Origin of the sequence: Halomonas sp. SIMBA_159 (assembly GCF_046536035.1) — a bacterium.
In the GTDB taxonomy this organism is placed as follows: domain Bacteria; phylum Pseudomonadota; class Gammaproteobacteria; order Pseudomonadales; family Halomonadaceae; genus Vreelandella; species Vreelandella venusta_A.
In genome coordinates this window covers 121667-139975 of sequence record NZ_JAWJBT010000009.1, presented here as the reverse complement: position 1 = coordinate 139975, position 18309 = coordinate 121667, and the positions used below count along the sequence as shown (strand labels likewise).

Below are 18309 nucleotides of genomic sequence, written 5' to 3'. Positions count from 1 at the left end.
TCATTCACCGCTGGTAACGCTTGGCGTCCCCGGCAGCGGATGCGTACTTTACGGATTCGCGGCCGGGTTGGCAAGAGTTAATGTGAAAAAGTTTTCAAAAAGTTCAAGCAAGCGTCACACGGGCGTAACGCTTCTTGCCCGCTTGAATCACATACACTTTACCAGTGGCCAGCATGGTGTCTTGAGCAACGACCTCACCATCCACTTTGACACTGCCATTTTTCAGCATGTCTTTAGCTTGTGCGCTGTTCTTGGTTAAGCCTGAGCGATTCAGAACCGTCGCAATCGGCGCCTTCTCACTACCTTCAAAATCGACGTCTACTTCTGGCAGGTCTTCCGGTAGCTCACCATCGGCCAGTTGGTTACCCGCCGACTTGTGTGCATTCGCGGCGGCTTCATCACCGTGGTAGCGGGCGATGAGTTCGCGGGCAAGCTCCATTTTCACATCGCGAGGATTCGCACCCTGCTCGACACTCTGCTTCAACGCCTCAATCTCTTCGTTCGATTTCAGCGAGAGCAGTTCGAAGTAACGCCACATTAAGCTGTCGGGCATGGAGACCAGCTTATTGAACATGGAGCCCGGTGCTTCATCCACGCCCACGTAGTTGCCAAGCGACTTGGACATTTTCTGCACGCCGTCCAAACCTTCTAGCAGGGGCATCGTGATGACCACCTGGGGCTCCTGGCCGAAGTGCTTTTGAATCTCGCGCCCCATAAGCAGGTTAAACTTCTGATCGGTGCCGCCCAGTTCGATATCAGCTTCTAGTGCGACGGAGTCATAGCCCTGCACTAGCGGGTAAAGAAACTCGTGAATCGCAATCGGCTGATTCGCTTTATAGCGCTTCTCGAAGTCATCACGCTCCAGCATGCGCGCCACGGTGCTTTGTGCTGCCAGCTCAATCATTTTGGCGGCCGTTAACTCGCCAAACCATTCCGCGTTGAAGCGCACCTCGGTCTTTTCCGGATCGAGGATTTTGAACACCTGCTCTTTATAGGTTTCCGCGTTCGCCTTGACGTCGGCTTCGGTCAACGGCTTACGGGTGACGTTTTTACCGGTCGGGTCACCAATGCGGCCGGTGAAGTCACCAATCAAAAAGATAACGGTATGACCAAGATCTTGGAACTGGCGCATTTTGGTCAGCAGTACGCTGTGACCCAGGTGCAAATCAGGTGCCGTAGGATCAAACCCTGCTTTAATACGCAGCTTACGACCTGACGCGAGCTTTTTACGCAGCTCTTCTTCTACCAGGATTTCATGCGTACCTCGCGACAGCAGCGCTAACGCCTGATCCACCTCACTCATTGCCTCTCTCCATGTACTATGTGCCGTTAAAGGCGTTTAAATAATCAATAGTGGGCGATGTTATCACGCTCCACCGCCTTGGTTGAGCCTTCACCCCGTTTTGGATGACCCGCATGATGAAAACCTCGCACCCTTCGTCACCCGCTTACTATATTGGCTTAATGTCTGGCACTAGCCTGGACGGTATTGATGCCGCCCTGGTCTCTATCACTCCTGGCACGCCGCCTAAGCTATTAGCCACGGCTGCCGTTGCGATGCCCGATACGCTGCACGCGCAGCTACTGCACCTTTGCCACGCGCCAGCAGCGCGCTTTGCCGAACTGGCCGCCGCCGAGGATGCCTTTTGCCGCCTCCAGGCCCAGGCCGTTACAGCACTATTAACGGAACAGGGGCTCGTTCTGGCTCAGATTACGGCGATTGGCAGCCACGGCCAGACAATTGAGCACGCGCCGCAAGGTCACCAGGGGGGTCCGGCGTATACGCTACAGCTAGATAACCCGAGCCTGCTGGCAGAATTGACGGGGTGCACGGTGGTGGCCGATTTTCGCCGCCGGGACTTGGCCGCTGGCGGCCAAGCCGCGCCTCTAGCGCCCGCGTTCCACCAAGCGCTGTTTGGGCAGCGCCCAGGCGAACAGCTCGTGCTCAATTTAGGCGGCTTTGCCAATCTTACGTGGCTTCCTCAAGAACAGGAGCGCACCGTGGTGGGCTTCGATACCGGCCCGGCGAACGTGCTGCTTGATGCTTGGTTTGCCAAGCATCACACCGGGCGATTTGATGAGAACGGCACTTGGGCGGCCAGCGGGCAAATCGACCAAGCGCTGCTCGCCCGCCTGCTGCAAGAACCCTTTTTTCATCAGCCGCCGCCGCGCAGCACCGGGCGCGAGCTGTTTCACTTAGCGTGGTTGAGCGACCACCTCACAGGCGACGAAGCCCCCTGGGATGTTCAGGCAACGCTGGCCGAACTGACGGCGGTGAGTGTCGCGCAAGGGGTGGCCCAACTACCGCTGAGCCAGCCCAGCGCCACGCTACTGGTGGGCGGTGGCGGTGCTCACAATGCCTATTTGATGGAAAGGCTAGCCGCGCACCTGCCTAAGGTCACGCTGCTCTCCCCCGCTACGCTGGGCTGGCCGGAAGATTGGATTGAAGCAGGAGCCTTTGCTTGGCTCGCCCACCAGCGCCTGCACGGGCTACCCGGCAACTTGCCTTCCGTCACCGGTTCCAGCGGTCCGCGGGTGCTGGGCGGTATTTACGCCCCCTAGCGGCGAAGGGCGTCAATAATCGTCACCGTCGCGCAGGGCAAGATGAGAAGGCACCTGCGCGTCTAACGGCTTACCGCTGGCGGCGGCGTCGCCCTGCTTGATCATCAGCCGCAGGTCGTTGGCGGAATCCGCATGGGCCAGCGCCACCTGCTGGCTGACTTGGCCCGCTTGATAAAGCGCGTAAAGCGCCTGATCGAAAGTTTGCATCCCCGCGTCGCGGGAGCTTGCCATGGCCTGCTTTAATTCATCAATACGCCCTTTTCGGATCAGATCCACCACCCGTGGCGACGAGAGCAGAATCTCAATCGCCGCGCAGCGGCCGCCCTGCTGAGTAGGCAGCAGCTGCTGCGCGACCACGGCACGCAGATTCAGCGACAGATCCATCAGCACCTGCTCGTGCCGCTCATGGGGAAAGAAGTGAAGGATGCGTTCCAACGCTTGGTTGGCGTTGTTGGCATGCAATGTCGCCAGACAAAGATGCCCGGTTTCCGCGAAAGTGAGGGCGTGCTCCATGGTCTCGCGGGTACGCACTTCACCAATCAAGATCACATCCGGCGCTTGGCGTAGCGTATTTTTCAGCGCCACCTCGAAGGATTCCGTATCCACCCCTACTTCGCGCTGATTAACGATGCCTCGCTGATGCGGATGCAGGTACTCGATAGGATCCTCAATGGTGATGATGTGCCCACCGACTGAGGCGTTACGCTCCTGAATCATTGCCGCCAGAGTGGTGGATTTCCCCGTTCCCGTGCCGCCCACCACCAGCACCAACCCGCGTTTAGCATTGGCCAGCGTCGCTAGCTGGCTAGGCACGCCCAGCGCGCTGAGGGTCGGAATAGTCTGCGCAATACGGCGCACCACCATGGCGGGCTCGTTGCGCTGTTGAAAGGCGCTTACCCGAAACCGCCCCGCGTTCTCCAGGCTTAGGGCAAAATTCGCCTCGTGCTCCTCTTGAAATCGCTCCCGCTGCTTCTCGGGCACCGCATTCAGCACCAGGCTGCGCACCTGGCTAGAGGAGAGCGGCTGACGCCCCAGCGGCATCAGCCCCTTGGGCGTTTTCAAGCTGGGCGGCGCGCCCACCGAAATCAGCAGGTCAGAGGCCTGCTGCTCGACCATGATGCCCAGCAGTTGGTGCAGCCACTGGGTCGCGGTCATACCGCTGGCTGGCTCACTCATCGCGTCTATTATCCTTTTGCCGCCTTACTCATCTTTTAACGTCAGCGTGCCTTTAGCCCTTGCTTGGGCTTCGTCCATGCTCACCACGCCTTCCTTAACCAGCTTAGCGAGCGAGGCATTCAGGGTTTGCATTCCCAGTGCACCGCCGGTCTGGATGGCGGAGTAGATCTGCGCCACCTTATCTTCGCGAATGAGGTTACGCACCGCAGACGTGGCAATCAGGATCTCGTGGGCCGCCACGCGTCCGCCACCCTGACGCTTCAACAACGTTTGCGAGATGACCGCCTGGAGCGATTCAGACAGCATCGAGCGCACCATGGATTTCTCTTCGCCGGGGAACACATCAATAATCCGGTCGATGGTTTTCGCCGCCGAGGTCGTGTGCAGCGTACCAAACACCAAGTGCCCCGTTTCAGCAGCGGTTAGCGCTAAACGGATCGTTTCGAGATCCCGCAACTCGCCGACCAAAATCACGTCCGGGTCTTCGCGCAGCGCACTACGCAGCGCCCCAGAGAAGCTATGGGTGTCGCGGTGAACCTCCCGCTGATTAATCAGGCAGCGCTTGCTGGTGTGCACAAACTCCACCGGGTCTTCGATGGTCAGAATATGCTCGAAGCGCTGTTCGTTGATGTAGTCGATCATCGCCGCCAAAGTGGTGCTTTTGCCCGACCCCGTGGGCCCGGTCACTAGCACTAACCCCCTGGGTAGCATCGAAAGGCGCTGGAACACCTCGCCCATGCCCAGGGTGTCCATGGAAAGCACCTTATTGGGAATGGTACGGAACACCGCCCCCGCCCCGCGCGCCTGGTTAAAGGCATTGACCCTGAAGCGCGCCACCCCCGGCACTTCAAACGAGAAGTCCGCTTCTAAGTGCTCTTCATAGTCGCGGCGCTGCCGATCGTTCATGATGTCGTAGATCAGCCGCCGAACGTCGCTGTTCTCCATGGCGGGCACATTAAGCCGACGAATATCGCCATCAACACGTATCATGGGAGGCAGACCCGCCGAAAGGTGCAGGTCGGATGCATTCTGCTTTGCCGAGAATGCCAGCAGTTCGGTAATATCCATCTCTCTTTCCCAGCTGCGGTAAGGTGCTTGAGTATGACAGACAACGCGCTCCCCGAGTCACTTGCATCTGCGCGTGAACGCCTGCGCCGGGCGCTTGAGGATGCCGGACGCTCGCCCACCAGCGCCACCCTGCTGGCGGTGAGCAAAACCAAGCCCGCCGAGATGCTGCGCGAAGCGTGGCAGCACGGCCAGCGCGAGTTTGGTGAAAACTACCTGCAAGAGGCGCTGGATAAACAGGCGGCGCTTGAGGATCTTGACGGCATTGTGTGGCACTTCATTGGCCCGCTGCAATCGAACAAGACCCGCGCCGTGGCCGAGCAGTTTGCCTGGGGACACAGCGTTGATCGGTTAAAGATCGCCAAACGCCTGAGCGAACAGCGCCCGGCAGCGTTACCACCGCTAAACGTATGCCTGCAGGTCAATATTAGCCGCGAGGCCACAAAATCCGGCGTGCTGCCGGAGGACGCCTTAGCGCTGGCCCAAGAGATTGCCGCCCTGCCAGGCCTCGCCCTGCGCGGGCTGATGGCGATTCCCGCCCCGGCGGAGACGCTAGAGGCACAGCGCCAGCCGCTGGCAGCGCTGCGCCAGCTCTTGGAAGAGCTCCAGGCGGCACTGCCTGAAGCACCGCTGGATACGCTCTCGATGGGCATGAGCGACGATTTAGAAGCGGCTGTCTTAGAAGGCGCCACGCTGGTACGTTTAGGCACCGCCATTTTTGGCGCACGGGGCTAACTACGGTTCACACAGCACGCGGCTCACACAACACACGGTTTACTTCACACGCTGCAAGACGCAGCCATTTGCTAAAAAGGATACCCCCATGGCGAGCAAGATCACCTTCATTGGCGCAGGCAATATGGCCGGTGCCATTATCGGCGGCCTGATCGAAAGCGGTGTCTCACCCAGCGACATCACCGCCACGGCCCCCAACGAAAGCGAACTGGCTCCGCTGAAGGCGCGCCTGGGTATTCATACCCACACCGACAACAGCGCAGCGGTTAACGGTGCGGATGTGATCGTGTTGGCGGTCAAGCCACAGATTATGCGCGGCGTTTGTGAAGCCCTGCGCGAAAGCGTTCAGCAGCAGTCGCCGCTGGTAATTTCCATTGCCGCTGGCCTGGATGCCAACACCATCGACCAGTGGCTGGGCGGCGGCAATGCCCTAGTGCGCTGCATGCCCAACACCCCGTCACTGGTCGGCATCGGCGCCAGCGGCCTGTATGCCAACGCGGCGGTCAGCGATGTCCAGCGCACCCTCGCCACCCAGCTGATGGAAGCCGTGGGCATTGTCGAGTGGGTCGAGGAAGAGCGTTTACTGGATGCAGTGACCGCGGTTTCCGGCAGCGCTCCGGCCTACTTCTTCCTGATGTTCGAAGCCATGGAAGAGGCCGCCGTAAAGCTCGGCTTACCTGCAGAAACCGCCCGCCGCTTGGCCATTCAAACCGCGTTGGGTGCCTCCACCATGGCCCAGCGCAGCGACAAAGACCCGGCCACCTTGAAGCAGAACGTGATGTCGCCGGGCGGCACCACCGAGCGCGCTATCGCGCATATGGAAGATGCGCACCTGCGCACGATCATTGCCGACGCCATGCAGGCCTGCGCCGAGCGCGCCGATGCCATGTCCAAAGAGCTAAGCGGTAACGATTGAGTCGTAAGTAGACAACAGACCGTGAATGACGCCATAAGAACGGGATGATTTGCAGGCACGCCGCTCATCTCAAGAACGACATTTTTTAGGAGAAGCCGCAATGGGAAGTCAATTAGGCAGCGCCGGGTTAATGCTGGTGAACTCGCTGATCAATATTTATCTATTTCTGTTAATGCTGCGCTTTTTGCTGCAGGCCTCCCGGGCGGATTACTACAACCCGCTCAGCCAGTCGGTGGTGAAAATCACTCAGCCTGTTGTCGGTCTATTTCAAGGCTTTCTCGGCCCCGTAGGTGGGCGCTTTGACCTCGCCACACTGGCCGCCGGTTTTGTGCTCAAAGTGGTCAGCATGGTGGCCATTTTCATGGTGATTGGCGTGGGCATGCCGCCCATTGCAGGCTTATTGATTGCCGGGGTCGCGGCTGTGGCCAATGCGATCTTAAAAATTTACTTCTTTGCCATGATCGTGATGATCATTCTGAGTTGGGTCGCGCCGAATGCCAGCCACCCCGGCGCGCTGCTGGTGATGCAGTTGGTCGAGCCGATCATGGCTCCGGTGAGAAAAGTGATTCCGCCGCTAGGCATGATTGATCTTTCGCCGATCGTGGTCTTTATCGCCATTAACCTAGTAGACGGCTTAGTGGTTGGCTCGCTGATCCGCGCGGCGGGCATCTCGGGCGCACTCGTAGGCCTATAAAGGCCCTATCGACTCGACTACCGCCCCGAGTTTACTTTTTGCAGGACTTATTTTTGCAGGACTAGCGCTTTCGATGCCTGATTCAGACACTCTTGCTTATGACGACCGGCCAGCGGACTCCGTTGGCCTTGTGACCCCTCACGTGGTTAAGTTTGATACGCCGCTGCCGCTTGCCTGCGGCAAGACGCTGCCGGAGTACGAACTGATCTATGAGACCTACGGCACGCTGAACGCCGAGCGCTCTAACGCAGTGCTGATTTGCCACGCGCTGTCGGGGCATCATCACGCTGCGGGCTACCACACGGACGAGGATCGCAAACCCGGCTGGTGGGATGCCCATATCGGCCCCGGCAAATCCATCGACACCAATCGCTTTTTCGTGGTGTCGCTGAACAACCTAGGCGGCTGCCACGGCAGTACCGGCCCGGTGAGCCATAATCCGGACACCGGCCGCCAGTGGGGTCCTGACTTCCCCGTGGTCACAGTGAGCGATTGGGTCACCAGCCAAGCGCGCCTCGCCGATCATCTGGGCATTGAGCGCTGGGCAGCGGCAGTGGGCGGCAGTTTGGGCGGCATGCAGGTGCTGCAGTGGACAATCACCTACCCCGAACGCGTTGCCAATGCCGTCGTCATTGCGGCCACGCCACGCCTCTCCGCGCAGAACATCGCCTTTAACGAGGTCGCCCGCCAGGCGATTCGCTCGGATCCGGAGTTCTTCGACGGCTGGTACGCCGAGCACGACACCGTACCCAAACGAGGGCTGAAGCTGGCCCGCATGGTCGGGCATATCACCTACCTCTCCGAAGACGCCATGGGCAGCAAGTTTGGCCGCGACCTGCGCAGCGACGACCTAAACTTTGGCTTCGACGTCGAGTTTCAGGTGGAGTCGTACCTGCGCTATCAGGGCGATACCTTCTCGACCGCCTTTGATGCCAACACCTACCTGCTGATGACCAAAGCGCTGGACTACTTTGACCCAGCGGCCAACTGCGAAGGCGACCTTGCCTGCGCCCTAGCACCGGCGCAGTGCCCTTTTTTGATCGTCAGCTTTACCACCGACTGGCGCTTCCCGCCGTCGCGCTCCCGGGAGTTGGTGGATGCGCTGACGCGCGCGGGCAAATCGGTGAGCTATGCCAACATTGAATCGCCCCACGGGCACGATGCCTTCTTATTGCCGGAACCGCGTTATCAAGCGCTGTTCAGCGCCTTTATGGGCCGCGTCGCACGAGAGCAGCGCATCGACGCCGCAGGCGCGGAGGAAACACGCTAATGCGCACGGATCTTGAACTGATTTACGACTGGGTTCCCCAAGGTGCACACGTTTTGGATCTCGCCTGCGGCGACGGCATTCTGCTGGAGCGGTTGGCCCAAGAGAAAAGCGTGACCGGCTATGGGTTAGAGATTGACCCAGACGGCATCACCCAGTGCGTGGCGCGCGGCGTCAACGTGATTGAGCACAACCTGGACGACGGCCTGGGCAGCTTCTGCGATAACAGCTATGACCAGGTCATCATGACCCAGGCGCTGCAGGCGCTGCGCCGCCCGGATAAGATGCTTGATGAAATGCTGCGGGTAGCCGAAGAGGGCATCATTACCTTCCCTAACTTCGCCTACTGGCGTCACCGCATTCACCTGGGGTTGCGCGGCTACATGCCGGTGTCGAAATCGCTGCCCCACGCGTGGTACGACACCCCCAACATCCACCTCTCGACGTTTAACGACTTCGAGCATCTGTGCAAAGAGAAAGGCTTGGTGATTGTTGACCGCGCCGTGGGCGTTGGCGACCACAAGGGGCACTGGACCTCGAAGTGGTGGCCGAACCTGTTTGGTGAAATTGCTATTTTCCGGGTACGTCGACGCCCGTAACGCACGCTTAAGCCTGTAACAGAGCCTTTACCTCACCCAAGAGAGGAGACACGCCATGGCTATCGCGACACTGCGACGCTTTTCACTGCTAACGCTGCTACTGGGGGCGCTGCTCAGCGCCACCCAGGCAGCGGCAGAGCAGATGGTGGAAGTGGGCGATTACGAGATCCACTACAACGCTATTGAAACACGCTTTTTAACCCCTGAAGTGGCCCAAGCAAACAGCATCCAGCGCAGCATCGGGCACGGCTTGGTCAATATCAGCGTGCGCGAGCGCCAGCCGGATGGCACCACACGACCGGTCAATGCTAGCGTTGAAGGCCACGTCAGTGGCCTGACCGACGCACGCGAACCGCTCAGCTTTCGCACCGTGCACGATGGCGATGCCACCTACCATCTGGCCACGTTCACGCTACGCCAAGACGAGCCGATGCGCTTCAATCTTGACGTGCGCTACGACCGTAACGCCAGCCCTGAGCCGGTGAGTTTTATTAAGCGCTTTTATATCGAACGCTAAAGCGAGCGCTAAACCCGTACCGATAGCGCCCGCACCAAGCGGGCCGCTACCGGTACGCCCTGCTGCCATTCCACCGTGACGCCGTACGCCAACACTTCCACGCCCGCCTCTACCGCATCGGCTAACGCCGCCGCATAGGTGGGGTCGATATGGGTCGCCGGTGCCACGCCCGCAATCCCCTCATGCGCCACGCAGAACAGCAGCACCGCCCGCTTGCCCTGCTCGGCCAGCACCGCCAACGTATGCAAATGCTTGGTGCCGCGCACGCTCACGGAGTCGGGAAAGTAGCCGTGACCATCCTCCTCTTTCAGCGTGACCTGTTTGACCTCCACGTAGGCGGCGCCCTTCTCAGGATCATCCAAGCGAAAATCCAGCCGCGCTTCGCCTACCCTTACCTCACGCTTTAACGTTTGATAGCCCGTAAGTGGTGCTATCTCGCCTGCGTTAATCGCTGCTTCGACCAAGCCATTCGCTCGCCCGGTGTGCACCGATGCCAGCGCCGTTCCACCATCTGGCTCGGGCAGCTCTATCCACTCCCAGGTCCAGGCCAGCTTGCGTTTGGGGTTATTACTGGGCGAGAGCCACACCCGGCAGCCGGGCACGTTCACCGCCTTCATCGAGCCAGTATTCGGGCAGTGGGCCACCACTTCCTCACCGCTATCTAAGCGAACATCGGCCAAAAAGCGCTTATAGCGGCGCAGCAGCGTGCCGGGCACCAGCCCTGGATAGGTCATCATAAGCGGCTCACAAAGCGCGCGATGCGCACCACCGCCTCCTGCAGCCGTGCCACGTCGTTAGTGAACGCGATGCGCACATGATGCTCGCCACCCTGTACGGCAAAGTCGATACCCGGAGTGATGGCGACGTTCTCCTCCACCAACAGGCGCTCGCAGAAGGCTCGGCTGTCGCGGCTGTAGCGGGAGATATCCAGCCAGAGATAAAACGCCCCCTGGGGCGGTAGATCCGGCGCAAGCCCTAGCTCGGCCAGGCCATCCAGCAGCACTTGGCGGCGCTGCTTCAAGGTAGCTCGCCGGGTTTCCAGAATATCCCGGCACTCGGGAGTAAACGCTGCCAGCGCCGCGTGCTGGGAGGGCGTTGGCGCGGCGAGGAACACATTTTGCGCCAGCCGAGTCAGCGGCTCTACAGCCTGTTCTGGCGCCACCAGCCACCCCAATCGCCAGCCGGTCATGCCAAAGTATTTGGAAAAGCTGTTCACCACAAAGGCGTCATCTGACAATGACGTGGCCGACAGCGGCGCGTCGTCGTAATTCAGCCCCTGATAAATCTCATCGACGATGACATCACCGCCCTTAGCAGCCACCGTGCTGATCACTTGCCCCAGTGCCTGCGCATCTAACGTGTGCCCGGTAGGATTAGAAGGGCTGGCCAGCATCGCTAACCGCGTCTTGGCCTGCCAGTGCTGCTCAATCAGCGGTGCGGTGAGCTGCCAACCGCTGTCACGCCCCACCGGTACGGCATCAATCTCGGCCCCAGCCAGGGCCATAAAATGGCGGTTGCAAGGGTAGTTAGGGTCGGCCATGAGGACCCGGTCGCCGCTTTCAACCAATAGCTGGCTGGCTAACAGCAGCGCCCCAGAGGCACCGGGAGTGACCAAAATGCGAGCGGGGTCCACCGTGGCGTTGAAGTGCTCGGCGTAGTGCCCAGCAATAGCCTCACGCAACGATGCCAAACCCGCCGCCGGGGTATAGCGCGTTTTACCCTCGGCCAACGCCTGCTGGCCTGCCGCCACGATGGGGGCGGGGGTCGCGAAATCCGGCTCGCCGACTTCCAGATGGATGACATCATGGCCTTCAGCTTCTCTTGCCTGGGCCATTTCCAGTAAGTGCATCACGCGAAACGGCGCAACGTGAGCAACACGCGAATTCCAAGCCATAACGGCTCCTTCCCCTAGCAGTAGTAAACCCATGACCTAATCCGTACAAGATGTAGGACTATGGTCGAAAACGAACCATTATGCTTGCATTGGGCGTGATTTTCAGCTAAACAAGCATCCCTTTGGCGTGAGATCGTGGTACACGCCCATGGTCGATCAGCAGTCACATACGTAAGGGGCACTCCCATGCCAGTAGCGGAAAAGAAATCGGAAGCGTCCAAGTCCTTCACCCCGTATGAGCCAGCACCCGGTGAAGAGTATATGAATGAGAAGCAGCTGGCGCACTTTCGCCAGCTCCTTCTAGACTGGAAACAGGACCTCATGGAAGAGGTGGATCGTACCGTACGCCACCTGCAGGAAGATGCTAACAACTACGCGGACCCCGCCGACCGCGCTACGCAAGAAGAGGGCTTTAGCCTGGAACTGCGTACCCGTGACCGCGAGCGTAAGTTGCTCAAGAAGATTAACGAAACCATCGATAACATCGATGATGATGACTACGGCTTCTGCGAAGCCTGCGGTGTGGAAATCGGCATCCGCCGTTTAGAAGCACGCCCCACCGCTACCCTTTGTGTCGATTGCAAAACCCTAGCCGAACTCAAAGAGAAGCAGCTGGGCGGCTAAACAAAGACCGCCTCGCTATCAGCGATGGCAGACAACGGGCACCCTTGAGGTGCCCGTTTTTGTTTGTCATCGTACGCCGTATGACTCTTGCTAATCACGGGCTGCCATGACCGCTACCGCTCGCTACCGAGGGCGCTTTGCCCCCACTCCTTCTGGGCCGCTGCACCTTGGCTCGCTGGTCGCTGCCCTGGGCAGCTATTTAGATGCTCGTGCGGCAGGCGGCCAGTGGCTGGTCCGTATAGAAGATATCGACCCACCGCGCTGCCCCGAAGGCGCAGACAGCACCATTTTGCGCCAGCTCGAAGCCTTTGGGCTTACCTGGGACGAAGAAGTCATCTGGCAACGTCACCGCCACGACGCGTACCAACAGGCGTTAGAGCAACTGATTGAGCAAGGATTAGCCTACCCATGCAGCTGTTCTCGTAAGCAGTGGCAAGCCTTCGACATCTACCCCGGCTGGTGCCGTAACGGCGTGAGTGACGCCAGCCAACCGCTAGCCTGGCGGCTGCGCAGCGACCTTGCCAAACGCCCGATCAGCTGGCACGACCGGCTATTTGGCGAGCAGCAGTTTGACCCCGCCACGCTTGGCGATGTGGTACTAAAACGCAAAGACCAACTGTGGGCCTACCAGCTCGCCGTCGTGGTCGACGATGCCGACCAGGGCATTACCGATATCGTGCGTGGCTACGACCTGCTGGATAACACGCCCTGGCAGCATCAGTTACAGGCAGCGCTTCACGTTCCTACCCCGCGCTACCTTCACCTGCCGCTGGTCGTGACGGCCGATGGTCAAAAGCTCTCCAAGCAGAATCTCGCCCCTGCCCTGGATGAAACGCCCAACGGCGTGCGCCGCCAACTCTTCCAGGCGCTACAGCTACTGGACCAAGCGCCGCCGCTTGCGCTGGCCGATGAACCGCCCGCCACGCAGCTCGCCTGGGCCATCACACACTGGAGCGTGGCGCGCCTAACGCAGAGCGCCCACCGGCCTACGCCACTGGAGCCTTAAGATGTACGTGTATCGCATCATGCTGTTTCTAGTGTTTGGCGGTTACTTGCTGTCACCGCTGTTTATGGATGGCTGGGGAGACCCCACCGTCGCCTGGTATCGCCCTTTCGCGATATGGGGCGTTCTTATTGCCCTCACCCTGTGGCTTGAGCAAAAGAGGAAACTCGATGAACGTTGAGCTTGTGGGGGTTGCCCTGCTGGGGCTTGGCTACTTGGGGCTCCTGTTTGGCTGCGGCATGGCCGTAGAGCGCGGCTGGGTGCCGGTACGAGTGACTCGCCACCCTTTGGTGTATACGTTGGCGCTCGGCGTTTATGCCAGCGCCTGGGCTATTTATGGCAGCGTAGAAATGGCGGGCAAGGCGGGCTTTGGCTATCTGGCCTACTATCTGGGGGCCGCAGGGGCGTTTTTACTGGCACCGGTGTTACTCGTTCCCATTCAGCGCATTACCCGCACCTATCAGCTGTCATCGCTGGCGGACCTGTTCGCCTTTCGCTACCGCTCGCGTTGGGCAGGCACGCTCGTCACGCTACTCAGCATGCTTGCCGTGCTGCCGCTGCTGGGGATTCAGGTGCAAACGCTCAGCGATGCGGTCACCCTGCTCACCGGCAGCCGTTACAGCGGCGCGGTTGTGCTGCTGTTTTGCGCGGTGATTGCCGCCTGTGCCGTGATGTTTGGTGCCCGCCATAATCACCGCCACCGCCACGACACGCTGCTCACCGTGATCGCCTTTGAATCCGTGATTAAACTGCTGGCGATGCTTGGGCTTGGTGCAATCGCGCTCTGGTGGGTATTCGACGGGCCGCAGGATTTGCAGCGCTGGCTAGAAGGCCCTGGCGCAGCCATTCAAGCCACCACGCCCCAGTTAGAAGCCCCACAATGGCGCACACTGCTGCTACTGTTTTTTGCTGCGGCCTTTATGATGCCGCACCTGTTTCAGATCACCTTTGCCGAAAGCCTTTCGCGGCACACTTTGCTGCAAGCAAGCTGGTCGCTGCCACTCTTTTTACTGCTCATGGCCCTGCCCGTACCGCTGATTTTATGGGCCGCCCAGTCAACCAACGAGAGCCTACCGCTTACCGCTTACGCGGCGTATGTAATGACCGAGCACTGGTGGGTGGGAGTACTTGCCTTTATTGGCGGCTTAGCCGCAGCCAGCGGCACGATGATGATGATCGCCCTGGCGCTCTCCGGCATGGTGCTGAATCATTTAGTGCTGGTGGCCCGCCCACCGGAAGCACGTAGCGACCTCTATGGCTGGCTGCTTTGGCTTAGGCGTGCGCTCGTCGGCGGCGTGATTCTAGGCGGCTGGCTGTTTGCCGAAAGCGTCGGCCGCTACCACTCACTCACCAGTCTTGGGCTAGCGGCATTTGTGGGCATGGCCCAATGCCTGCCGGGCATGCTGGCACTGCTTTACTGGCCCGGCGCCAATCGCAAAGGCACGGTTGCCGGGCTGTTAGGTGGCATTGGCGTGTGGTTATGGGGGTTATGGCTGCCGCTGCTGTTGAATATTGAGCTACCGGCGCTGCCGTTTACCACATTAACGACTGTCAATGACCCAGCTTGGTATAGCGCCACCCTGCTCTCCCTGGCGGTCAATATTGTGCTGCTTATCGTGGTATCGCTCTTTACGCGTATTTCCGAAGGCGAGCGTTCGGCGGCCGAGGCCTGCTCAGTGGATGCAGTGATTCGCTCAAAACGCTTGCCCTTAGAGGCCGCGACAGCGGGCGACTTCACTGCCCACCTAGCCCAAGCGCTGGGGGAGGAGGCCGCTGGTCGTGAAGTGGAGCGCGCCTTAAAAGCGCTCAATCTTACTCCCCAAGAGCGCCGCCCTTACGCGCTGCGCCGCCTGCGCGACCGTATTCAGGCAAACTTATCCGGCCTCATGGGACCTTCGGTGGCGCGTGATATTGTCGACCGCTACCTGCCCTACCGCCACGATGATGCTCCCGTCACCGATGACATTCATTTTGTCGAAAGCCGCTTAGAGGCCTACCGCTCGCGCTTAACTGGTTTGGCACGAGAGCTGGACGGGCTGCGCCGCCATCACCGCCAAACGCTCGCCTATCTTCCGGTTGGCCTGTGCGTCTTAGGTGATGACGATGAGCTGCTAATGTGGAATCAGGCGCTCTCACAGCTTTCCGGCATTAGCGGCGACAGCGTGATTGGCTCGCGACGCGACAGCCTGCCCCCGCCCTGGCCCAACCTGCTCAGCAGCGTGCTGACCGCCAGCCAAACTCCGCTGTATAAACAGGCGGTCACCCTGCATGGCAAAGACTATTTTCTCACCCTACATAAAGCCGTGCTGAGCGGCCACGATAGCCGGGGCGGCAGCGTCATTCTCGTTGAGGACCACACCGAGATGAAGTGGCTGGAAGAGGAGCTGGTGCACGCGGCAAGGCTCGCCTCCATTGGCCAGCTCGCCGCCGGGGTGGCCCACGAGATTGGCAACCCGATTACCGGTATCTCATCGCTTGCGCAAAACCTGCGTTACGATACCGATGACCCCGCCCTGCTGGAAACCGCCGACCATATTCAGCAGCTCACCCAGCGAGTGACTAAAATTGTTAACTCACTGGTGGGGTTTGCTCACGGTGGGCGCCCTGCTCTGCCGCTACCCTCGGCCCCGGCCGCGCTGAAAACGATTAGCGACGATGCCCTGCACTTGATCCATTTAGCCCGCTCAAGCGAGGATATTGTCTTTATCAACACCTGCTCAGATGACATTGTGGTACGCGGTGACGCTCAGCGTCTTACCCAAGTCATGGTAAATTTATTGAGCAACGCCAAGGATGCCTGCCGCCCGCAGGGCACGGTACAGATTGCCGCAGGCACTCAGGCCAGCCACGCCTGGTGGCGCGTAACAGACGATGGCCACGGCATCGACCCAAGCGTCAAACACCGCCTGTTTGAGCCGTTCACCACCACCAAGCCTGCAGGCGAAGGCACCGGGCTTGGGCTATCGTTGGCGTATCAAATTATTAACGAGCACCAAGGCAAAATAGAGGTCGCATCACCGCCTCCCGGAAAGCCTCGCGGCACTGCCATCACACTATGGCTACCGCTTTACCAACAGGATGATCACTCGCCCCATGCCCCGGATACTGATTGTTGAAGATGAAGCGATTATTCGCAGCGCCCTCAAGCGCTTACTTGAACGTCATGACTATCACGTTAGCGAAGCGGCCAGCGCGGAAGAAGCCCGTGAGCTGCCGCTAAGTGACTATGACCTCATCATCAGCGACCTGCGCCTACCGGGCGAGCCGGGCACAACGCTGATTGAACCCGCCGCGCCAGCGCCGGTGCTGATCATGACCAGCTATGCCAGCATGCGCTCCGCGGTGGATGCATTAAAAATGGGCGCCGTCGACTATGTGGCCAAACCGTTTGACCACACGGAGCTGCTGGAAACCGTTGAGCGTATTTTGCACAAACAGTCCATGCAGCAAGGCACGCCACCGGATGTGACGGATGAAGGGGGCGGCCGCCAAACCATGATTGGCCAGTGCACGGCGATGCAGCAGGTCTACACGCGGATTCGCAAAACCGCCCCCGCCGATGTCACCGTCCTCATTCAAGGCGAGTCGGGTACCGGCAAGGAGCTAGTCGCCCGCGCCATTCATCAGCAGAGCAAACGCGCCAAGGCACCGCTTATTTGTGTTAACTGCGCCGCCATCCCTGAAACGCTGATTGAATCCGAGCTATTTGGGCACGAAAAAGGCGCGTTTACCGGCGCAAGCGCCTCGCGCACCGGGTTAGTTGAAGCTGCCGACGGCGGCACGCTCTTTCTGGATGAGATTGGTGAGCTACCGCTGGATGCCCAGGCGCGACTGCTACGCGTGCTGCAAGAAGGCGAGATCCGTAAGATTGGCTCGGTAGAAACCCGCCATGTGAACGTGCGCCTAATCGCAGCAACGCACCGAGACCTACGCTCCCTCTCTAAAAGCGGCGAGTTCCGCCTCGACCTGTACTACCGCCTCAATGTGATGCAAATTGCGCTGCCACCGCTGCGAGAGCGGGACGATGACGTGCTGGAAATCGCCGATATCCTGCTGGAAAAAGCCTGCAAGCGCCACGAACGCCCTGGCTTGAGACTGTCACGTGCGGCCCGTCAGGATCTGCGCGATTATCCGTGGCCAGGTAATGTACGGGAGCTTGAAAACGCGCTGGAACGCGGCGTGATTCTGGCCGAAGGCCACTTGATTCACCCCGACGACCTGGGGCTTGGGCCTGTCACCAACCGCCCGTCCTCCCCCACACTAAGCCCTCAGGCGACCATCAGTGATACCGCGCCTTCGGATGAGGATGACCTCTCTTTAGAAGATTACTTCCAGCACTTTGTGCTAGAGCATCAGGATCAAATGAGCGAAACAGAGCTGGCGCAAAAACTAGGCATCAGTCGCAAAAATTTATGGGAACGCCGCCAACGCCTTGGTATTCCGCGTAAAAAAACCGCTCGTCGCCCAACATAAGCCGACACTAAGACTAACGTCTAATAGATTGATTTACATAAGAAATATTCAAAAACCGTTACCCAGCCACTGTTACCTTCCCACACAACAACACGAACAAAAGGGTAAAAAAGGGGTAACACTTCACCACCCAATTAGTTCCCTGGCACGCACATAAATTGCCAAGCTGCTGAAATGTAAAAGGTATCCAACGAGTGGCACGGCGAGTGCAATATTACTAGGTAAGAAGAACAAATTGGGCTGCGCGGTTAAGTCGCTAACAAAAACAATATGACACCGCCCCATCCTGAGCCATAACAAAAACAACAGGGCCAGGTAGAGATAACGGCACGAATAAGAACAACAGGCTTGAGTCTCATTACTTGTAAGCGCTGTGACAGCACATGAGTACGTCACCAGCGCAACGAACAACAACAATAACTGACAAGTGCCCAAATAAGGACGCGACGTACACAAGAGGCTGCCCCCCAACAACAATAACAGCAGCATAGGTGTACACCCCCGGATCCAATAACAACACGCCGGGAGAAAAAGTTCGCGGTTGGATTATTGTTTTGAATACGAGGCGGTCGGAATCAGAGTGGTTCTTACGCCTGCCGACTGCGGTGCGTATTCAGGGCGATGTGCCATCATGAATAAAAACAGCAGCATGGACGCTGATTGTATGCTTTGTAGGGGGAGGCTCATGTAGCCTCCCCTTTCCGCGTTTATAGGCACGCATTTCCCCATATCGGCCTTTGTGAGCTGCTTTTTGCAAGCCGCTCTTTGCAAGCCACTCTTTGCA

17 protein-coding genes are annotated in these 18309 nt (G+C 59.2%); 12 read left to right on the top strand and 5 right to left on the bottom strand.

The window, feature by feature from the left end; genetic code table 11:
• Window positions 1–103: 103 nt before the first annotated feature.
• The gene (gene tyrS / locus R0J87_RS07795) at window positions 104–1303 is read right to left on the bottom strand and encodes a tyrosine--tRNA ligase (RefSeq protein WP_498885404.1); all 1200 of its coding nucleotides are present in this window, start codon (window positions 1301–1303) and stop codon (window positions 104–106) included.
• Window positions 1304–1419: 116 nt separating this feature from the next.
• Here tyrS and R0J87_RS07790 point away from each other — a divergent pair, with 116 nt between their 5' ends.
• Window positions 1420–2562 (top strand): anhydro-N-acetylmuramic acid kinase, encoded by a 1143-nt coding sequence (locus R0J87_RS07790; RefSeq protein ID WP_498885411.1) that lies wholly within the window; start codon window positions 1420–1422, stop codon window positions 2560–2562.
• Window positions 2563–2574: 12 nt separating this feature from the next.
• Here the strand turns inward: R0J87_RS07790 and R0J87_RS07785 are convergent, their stop codons facing one another.
• The gene (locus tag R0J87_RS07785) at window positions 2575–3738 is read right to left on the bottom strand and encodes a PilT/PilU family type 4a pilus ATPase (protein ID WP_498885403.1); all 1164 of its coding nucleotides are present in this window, start codon (window positions 3736–3738) and stop codon (window positions 2575–2577) included.
• A 24-nt stretch (window positions 3739–3762) separates the two neighbouring features.
• Window positions 3763–4806 carry a type IV pilus twitching motility protein PilT gene (locus R0J87_RS07780; protein WP_498885401.1) on the bottom strand — a complete coding sequence of 348 codons (1044 nt, stop codon included), beginning with the start codon at window positions 4804–4806 and terminating at the stop codon, window positions 3763–3765.
• 33 nt (window positions 4807–4839) lie between these two features.
• Between R0J87_RS07780 and R0J87_RS07775 the strand changes: the two genes are divergently transcribed.
• The 6 genes from R0J87_RS07775 to R0J87_RS07750 all read left to right on the top strand — a co-directional run bounded on the left by R0J87_RS07775 (window position 4840) and on the right by R0J87_RS07750 (window position 9531).
• A complete protein-coding gene (locus R0J87_RS07775) occupies window positions 4840–5538 on the top strand; it encodes a YggS family pyridoxal phosphate-dependent enzyme (protein ID WP_498885400.1) in 699 nt (232 codons plus the stop codon).
• A gap of 88 nt (window positions 5539–5626) precedes the next feature.
• Window positions 5627–6454 carry a pyrroline-5-carboxylate reductase gene (gene proC / locus R0J87_RS07770; protein WP_498885398.1) on the top strand — a complete coding sequence of 276 codons (828 nt, stop codon included), beginning with the start codon at window positions 5627–5629 and terminating at the stop codon, window positions 6452–6454.
• 100 nt (window positions 6455–6554) lie between these two features.
• Complete coding sequence (locus R0J87_RS07765) at window positions 6555–7148, top strand: YggT family protein (RefSeq protein WP_311065758.1); 594 nt, start codon at window positions 6555–6557, stop codon at window positions 7146–7148.
• A gap of 73 nt (window positions 7149–7221) precedes the next feature.
• Window positions 7222–8418, top strand: coding sequence for a homoserine O-succinyltransferase MetX (metX, locus tag R0J87_RS07760; protein WP_498885396.1), 1197 nt, complete (start codon window positions 7222–7224; stop codon window positions 8416–8418).
• Window positions 8418–9014, top strand: a complete 597-nt coding sequence (gene metW, locus R0J87_RS07755) for a methionine biosynthesis protein MetW (protein ID WP_404344643.1) — start codon at window positions 8418–8420, stop codon at window positions 9012–9014. Before metX ends, metW begins: the two co-directional genes overlap by 1 nt.
• A 55-nt stretch (window positions 9015–9069) precedes the next feature.
• Entirely contained in the window at window positions 9070–9531 is a 462-nt protein-coding gene (locus R0J87_RS07750) for a DUF4426 domain-containing protein (RefSeq protein ID WP_404344642.1), read from the top strand.
• Window positions 9532–9539: 8 nt separating this feature from the next.
• Here the strand turns inward: R0J87_RS07750 and sfsA are convergent, their stop codons facing one another.
• Entirely contained in the window at window positions 9540–10268 is a 729-nt protein-coding gene (gene sfsA, locus R0J87_RS07745; RefSeq protein ID WP_498885394.1) for a DNA/RNA nuclease SfsA, read from the bottom strand.
• On the bottom strand, window positions 10265–11425 hold the full coding sequence (locus R0J87_RS07740) for an aminotransferase class I/II-fold pyridoxal phosphate-dependent enzyme (RefSeq protein ID WP_498885392.1): 1161 nt from the start codon (window positions 11423–11425) through the stop codon (window positions 10265–10267). Before R0J87_RS07740 ends, sfsA begins: the two co-directional genes overlap by 4 nt.
• Before the next feature lie 186 nt (window positions 11426–11611).
• Between R0J87_RS07740 and dksA the strand changes: the two genes are divergently transcribed.
• The 5 genes from dksA (at window position 11612) to R0J87_RS07715 (ending at window position 17525) form a co-directional block, all read left to right on the top strand.
• Entirely contained in the window at window positions 11612–12049 is a 438-nt protein-coding gene (dksA, locus tag R0J87_RS07735; RefSeq protein WP_188639943.1) for an RNA polymerase-binding protein DksA, read from the top strand.
• A gap of 106 nt (window positions 12050–12155) precedes the next feature.
• Entirely contained in the window at window positions 12156–13055 is a 900-nt protein-coding gene (gene gluQRS, locus R0J87_RS07730; protein WP_498885390.1) for a tRNA glutamyl-Q(34) synthetase GluQRS, read from the top strand.
• Window position 13056: 1 nt separating this feature from the next.
• On the top strand, window positions 13057–13233 hold the full coding sequence (locus R0J87_RS07725) for a hypothetical protein (protein WP_404344639.1): 177 nt from the start codon (window positions 13057–13059) through the stop codon (window positions 13231–13233).
• Window positions 13223–16168, top strand: coding sequence for an ATP-binding protein (locus tag R0J87_RS07720; RefSeq protein ID WP_498885388.1), 2946 nt, complete (start codon window positions 13223–13225; stop codon window positions 16166–16168). Before R0J87_RS07725 ends, R0J87_RS07720 begins: the two co-directional genes overlap by 11 nt.
• Window positions 16146–17525 carry a sigma-54-dependent transcriptional regulator gene (locus R0J87_RS07715; protein ID WP_498885386.1) on the top strand — a complete coding sequence of 460 codons (1380 nt, stop codon included), beginning with the start codon at window positions 16146–16148 and terminating at the stop codon, window positions 17523–17525. The genes R0J87_RS07720 and R0J87_RS07715 overlap by 23 nt, the downstream gene beginning before the upstream one ends.
• Window positions 17526–18309 lie beyond the last annotated feature (784 nt).

What these genes read in the sequence shown, in the direction of transcription:
- metX (WP_498885396.1), top strand. Translation starts at nt 7,222, where the DNA reads ATGCCTGATTCAGACACTCTTGCTTATGACGACCGGCCAGCGGACTCC.
- R0J87_RS07780 (WP_498885401.1), bottom strand. Translation starts at nt 4,806, where the DNA reads ATGGATATTACCGAACTGCTGGCATTCTCGGCAAAGCAGAATGCATCC.
- R0J87_RS07775 (WP_498885400.1), top strand. Translation starts at nt 4,840, where the DNA reads ATGACAGACAACGCGCTCCCCGAGTCACTTGCATCTGCGCGTGAACGC.
- metW (WP_404344643.1), top strand. Translation starts at nt 8,418, where the DNA reads ATGCGCACGGATCTTGAACTGATTTACGACTGGGTTCCCCAAGGTGCA.
- R0J87_RS07715 (WP_498885386.1), top strand. Translation starts at nt 16,146, where the DNA reads ATGCCCCGGATACTGATTGTTGAAGATGAAGCGATTATTCGCAGCGCC.
- R0J87_RS07740 (WP_498885392.1), bottom strand. Translation starts at nt 11,425, where the DNA reads ATGGCTTGGAATTCGCGTGTTGCTCACGTTGCGCCGTTTCGCGTGATG.
- gluQRS (WP_498885390.1), top strand. Translation starts at nt 12,156, where the DNA reads ATGACCGCTACCGCTCGCTACCGAGGGCGCTTTGCCCCCACTCCTTCT.
- dksA (WP_188639943.1), top strand. Translation starts at nt 11,612, where the DNA reads ATGCCAGTAGCGGAAAAGAAATCGGAAGCGTCCAAGTCCTTCACCCCG.
- R0J87_RS07720 (WP_498885388.1), top strand. Translation starts at nt 13,223, where the DNA reads ATGAACGTTGAGCTTGTGGGGGTTGCCCTGCTGGGGCTTGGCTACTTG.
- R0J87_RS07750 (WP_404344642.1), top strand. Translation starts at nt 9,070, where the DNA reads ATGGCTATCGCGACACTGCGACGCTTTTCACTGCTAACGCTGCTACTG.
- R0J87_RS07725 (WP_404344639.1), top strand. Translation starts at nt 13,057, where the DNA reads ATGTACGTGTATCGCATCATGCTGTTTCTAGTGTTTGGCGGTTACTTG.
- R0J87_RS07765 (WP_311065758.1), top strand. Translation starts at nt 6,555, where the DNA reads ATGGGAAGTCAATTAGGCAGCGCCGGGTTAATGCTGGTGAACTCGCTG.
- sfsA (WP_498885394.1), bottom strand. Translation starts at nt 10,268, where the DNA reads ATGATGACCTATCCAGGGCTGGTGCCCGGCACGCTGCTGCGCCGCTAT.
- R0J87_RS07790 (WP_498885411.1), top strand. Translation starts at nt 1,420, where the DNA reads ATGAAAACCTCGCACCCTTCGTCACCCGCTTACTATATTGGCTTAATG.
- proC (WP_498885398.1), top strand. Translation starts at nt 5,627, where the DNA reads ATGGCGAGCAAGATCACCTTCATTGGCGCAGGCAATATGGCCGGTGCC.
- tyrS (WP_498885404.1), bottom strand. Translation starts at nt 1,303, where the DNA reads ATGAGTGAGGTGGATCAGGCGTTAGCGCTGCTGTCGCGAGGTACGCAT.
- R0J87_RS07785 (WP_498885403.1), bottom strand. Translation starts at nt 3,738, where the DNA reads ATGAGTGAGCCAGCCAGCGGTATGACCGCGACCCAGTGGCTGCACCAA.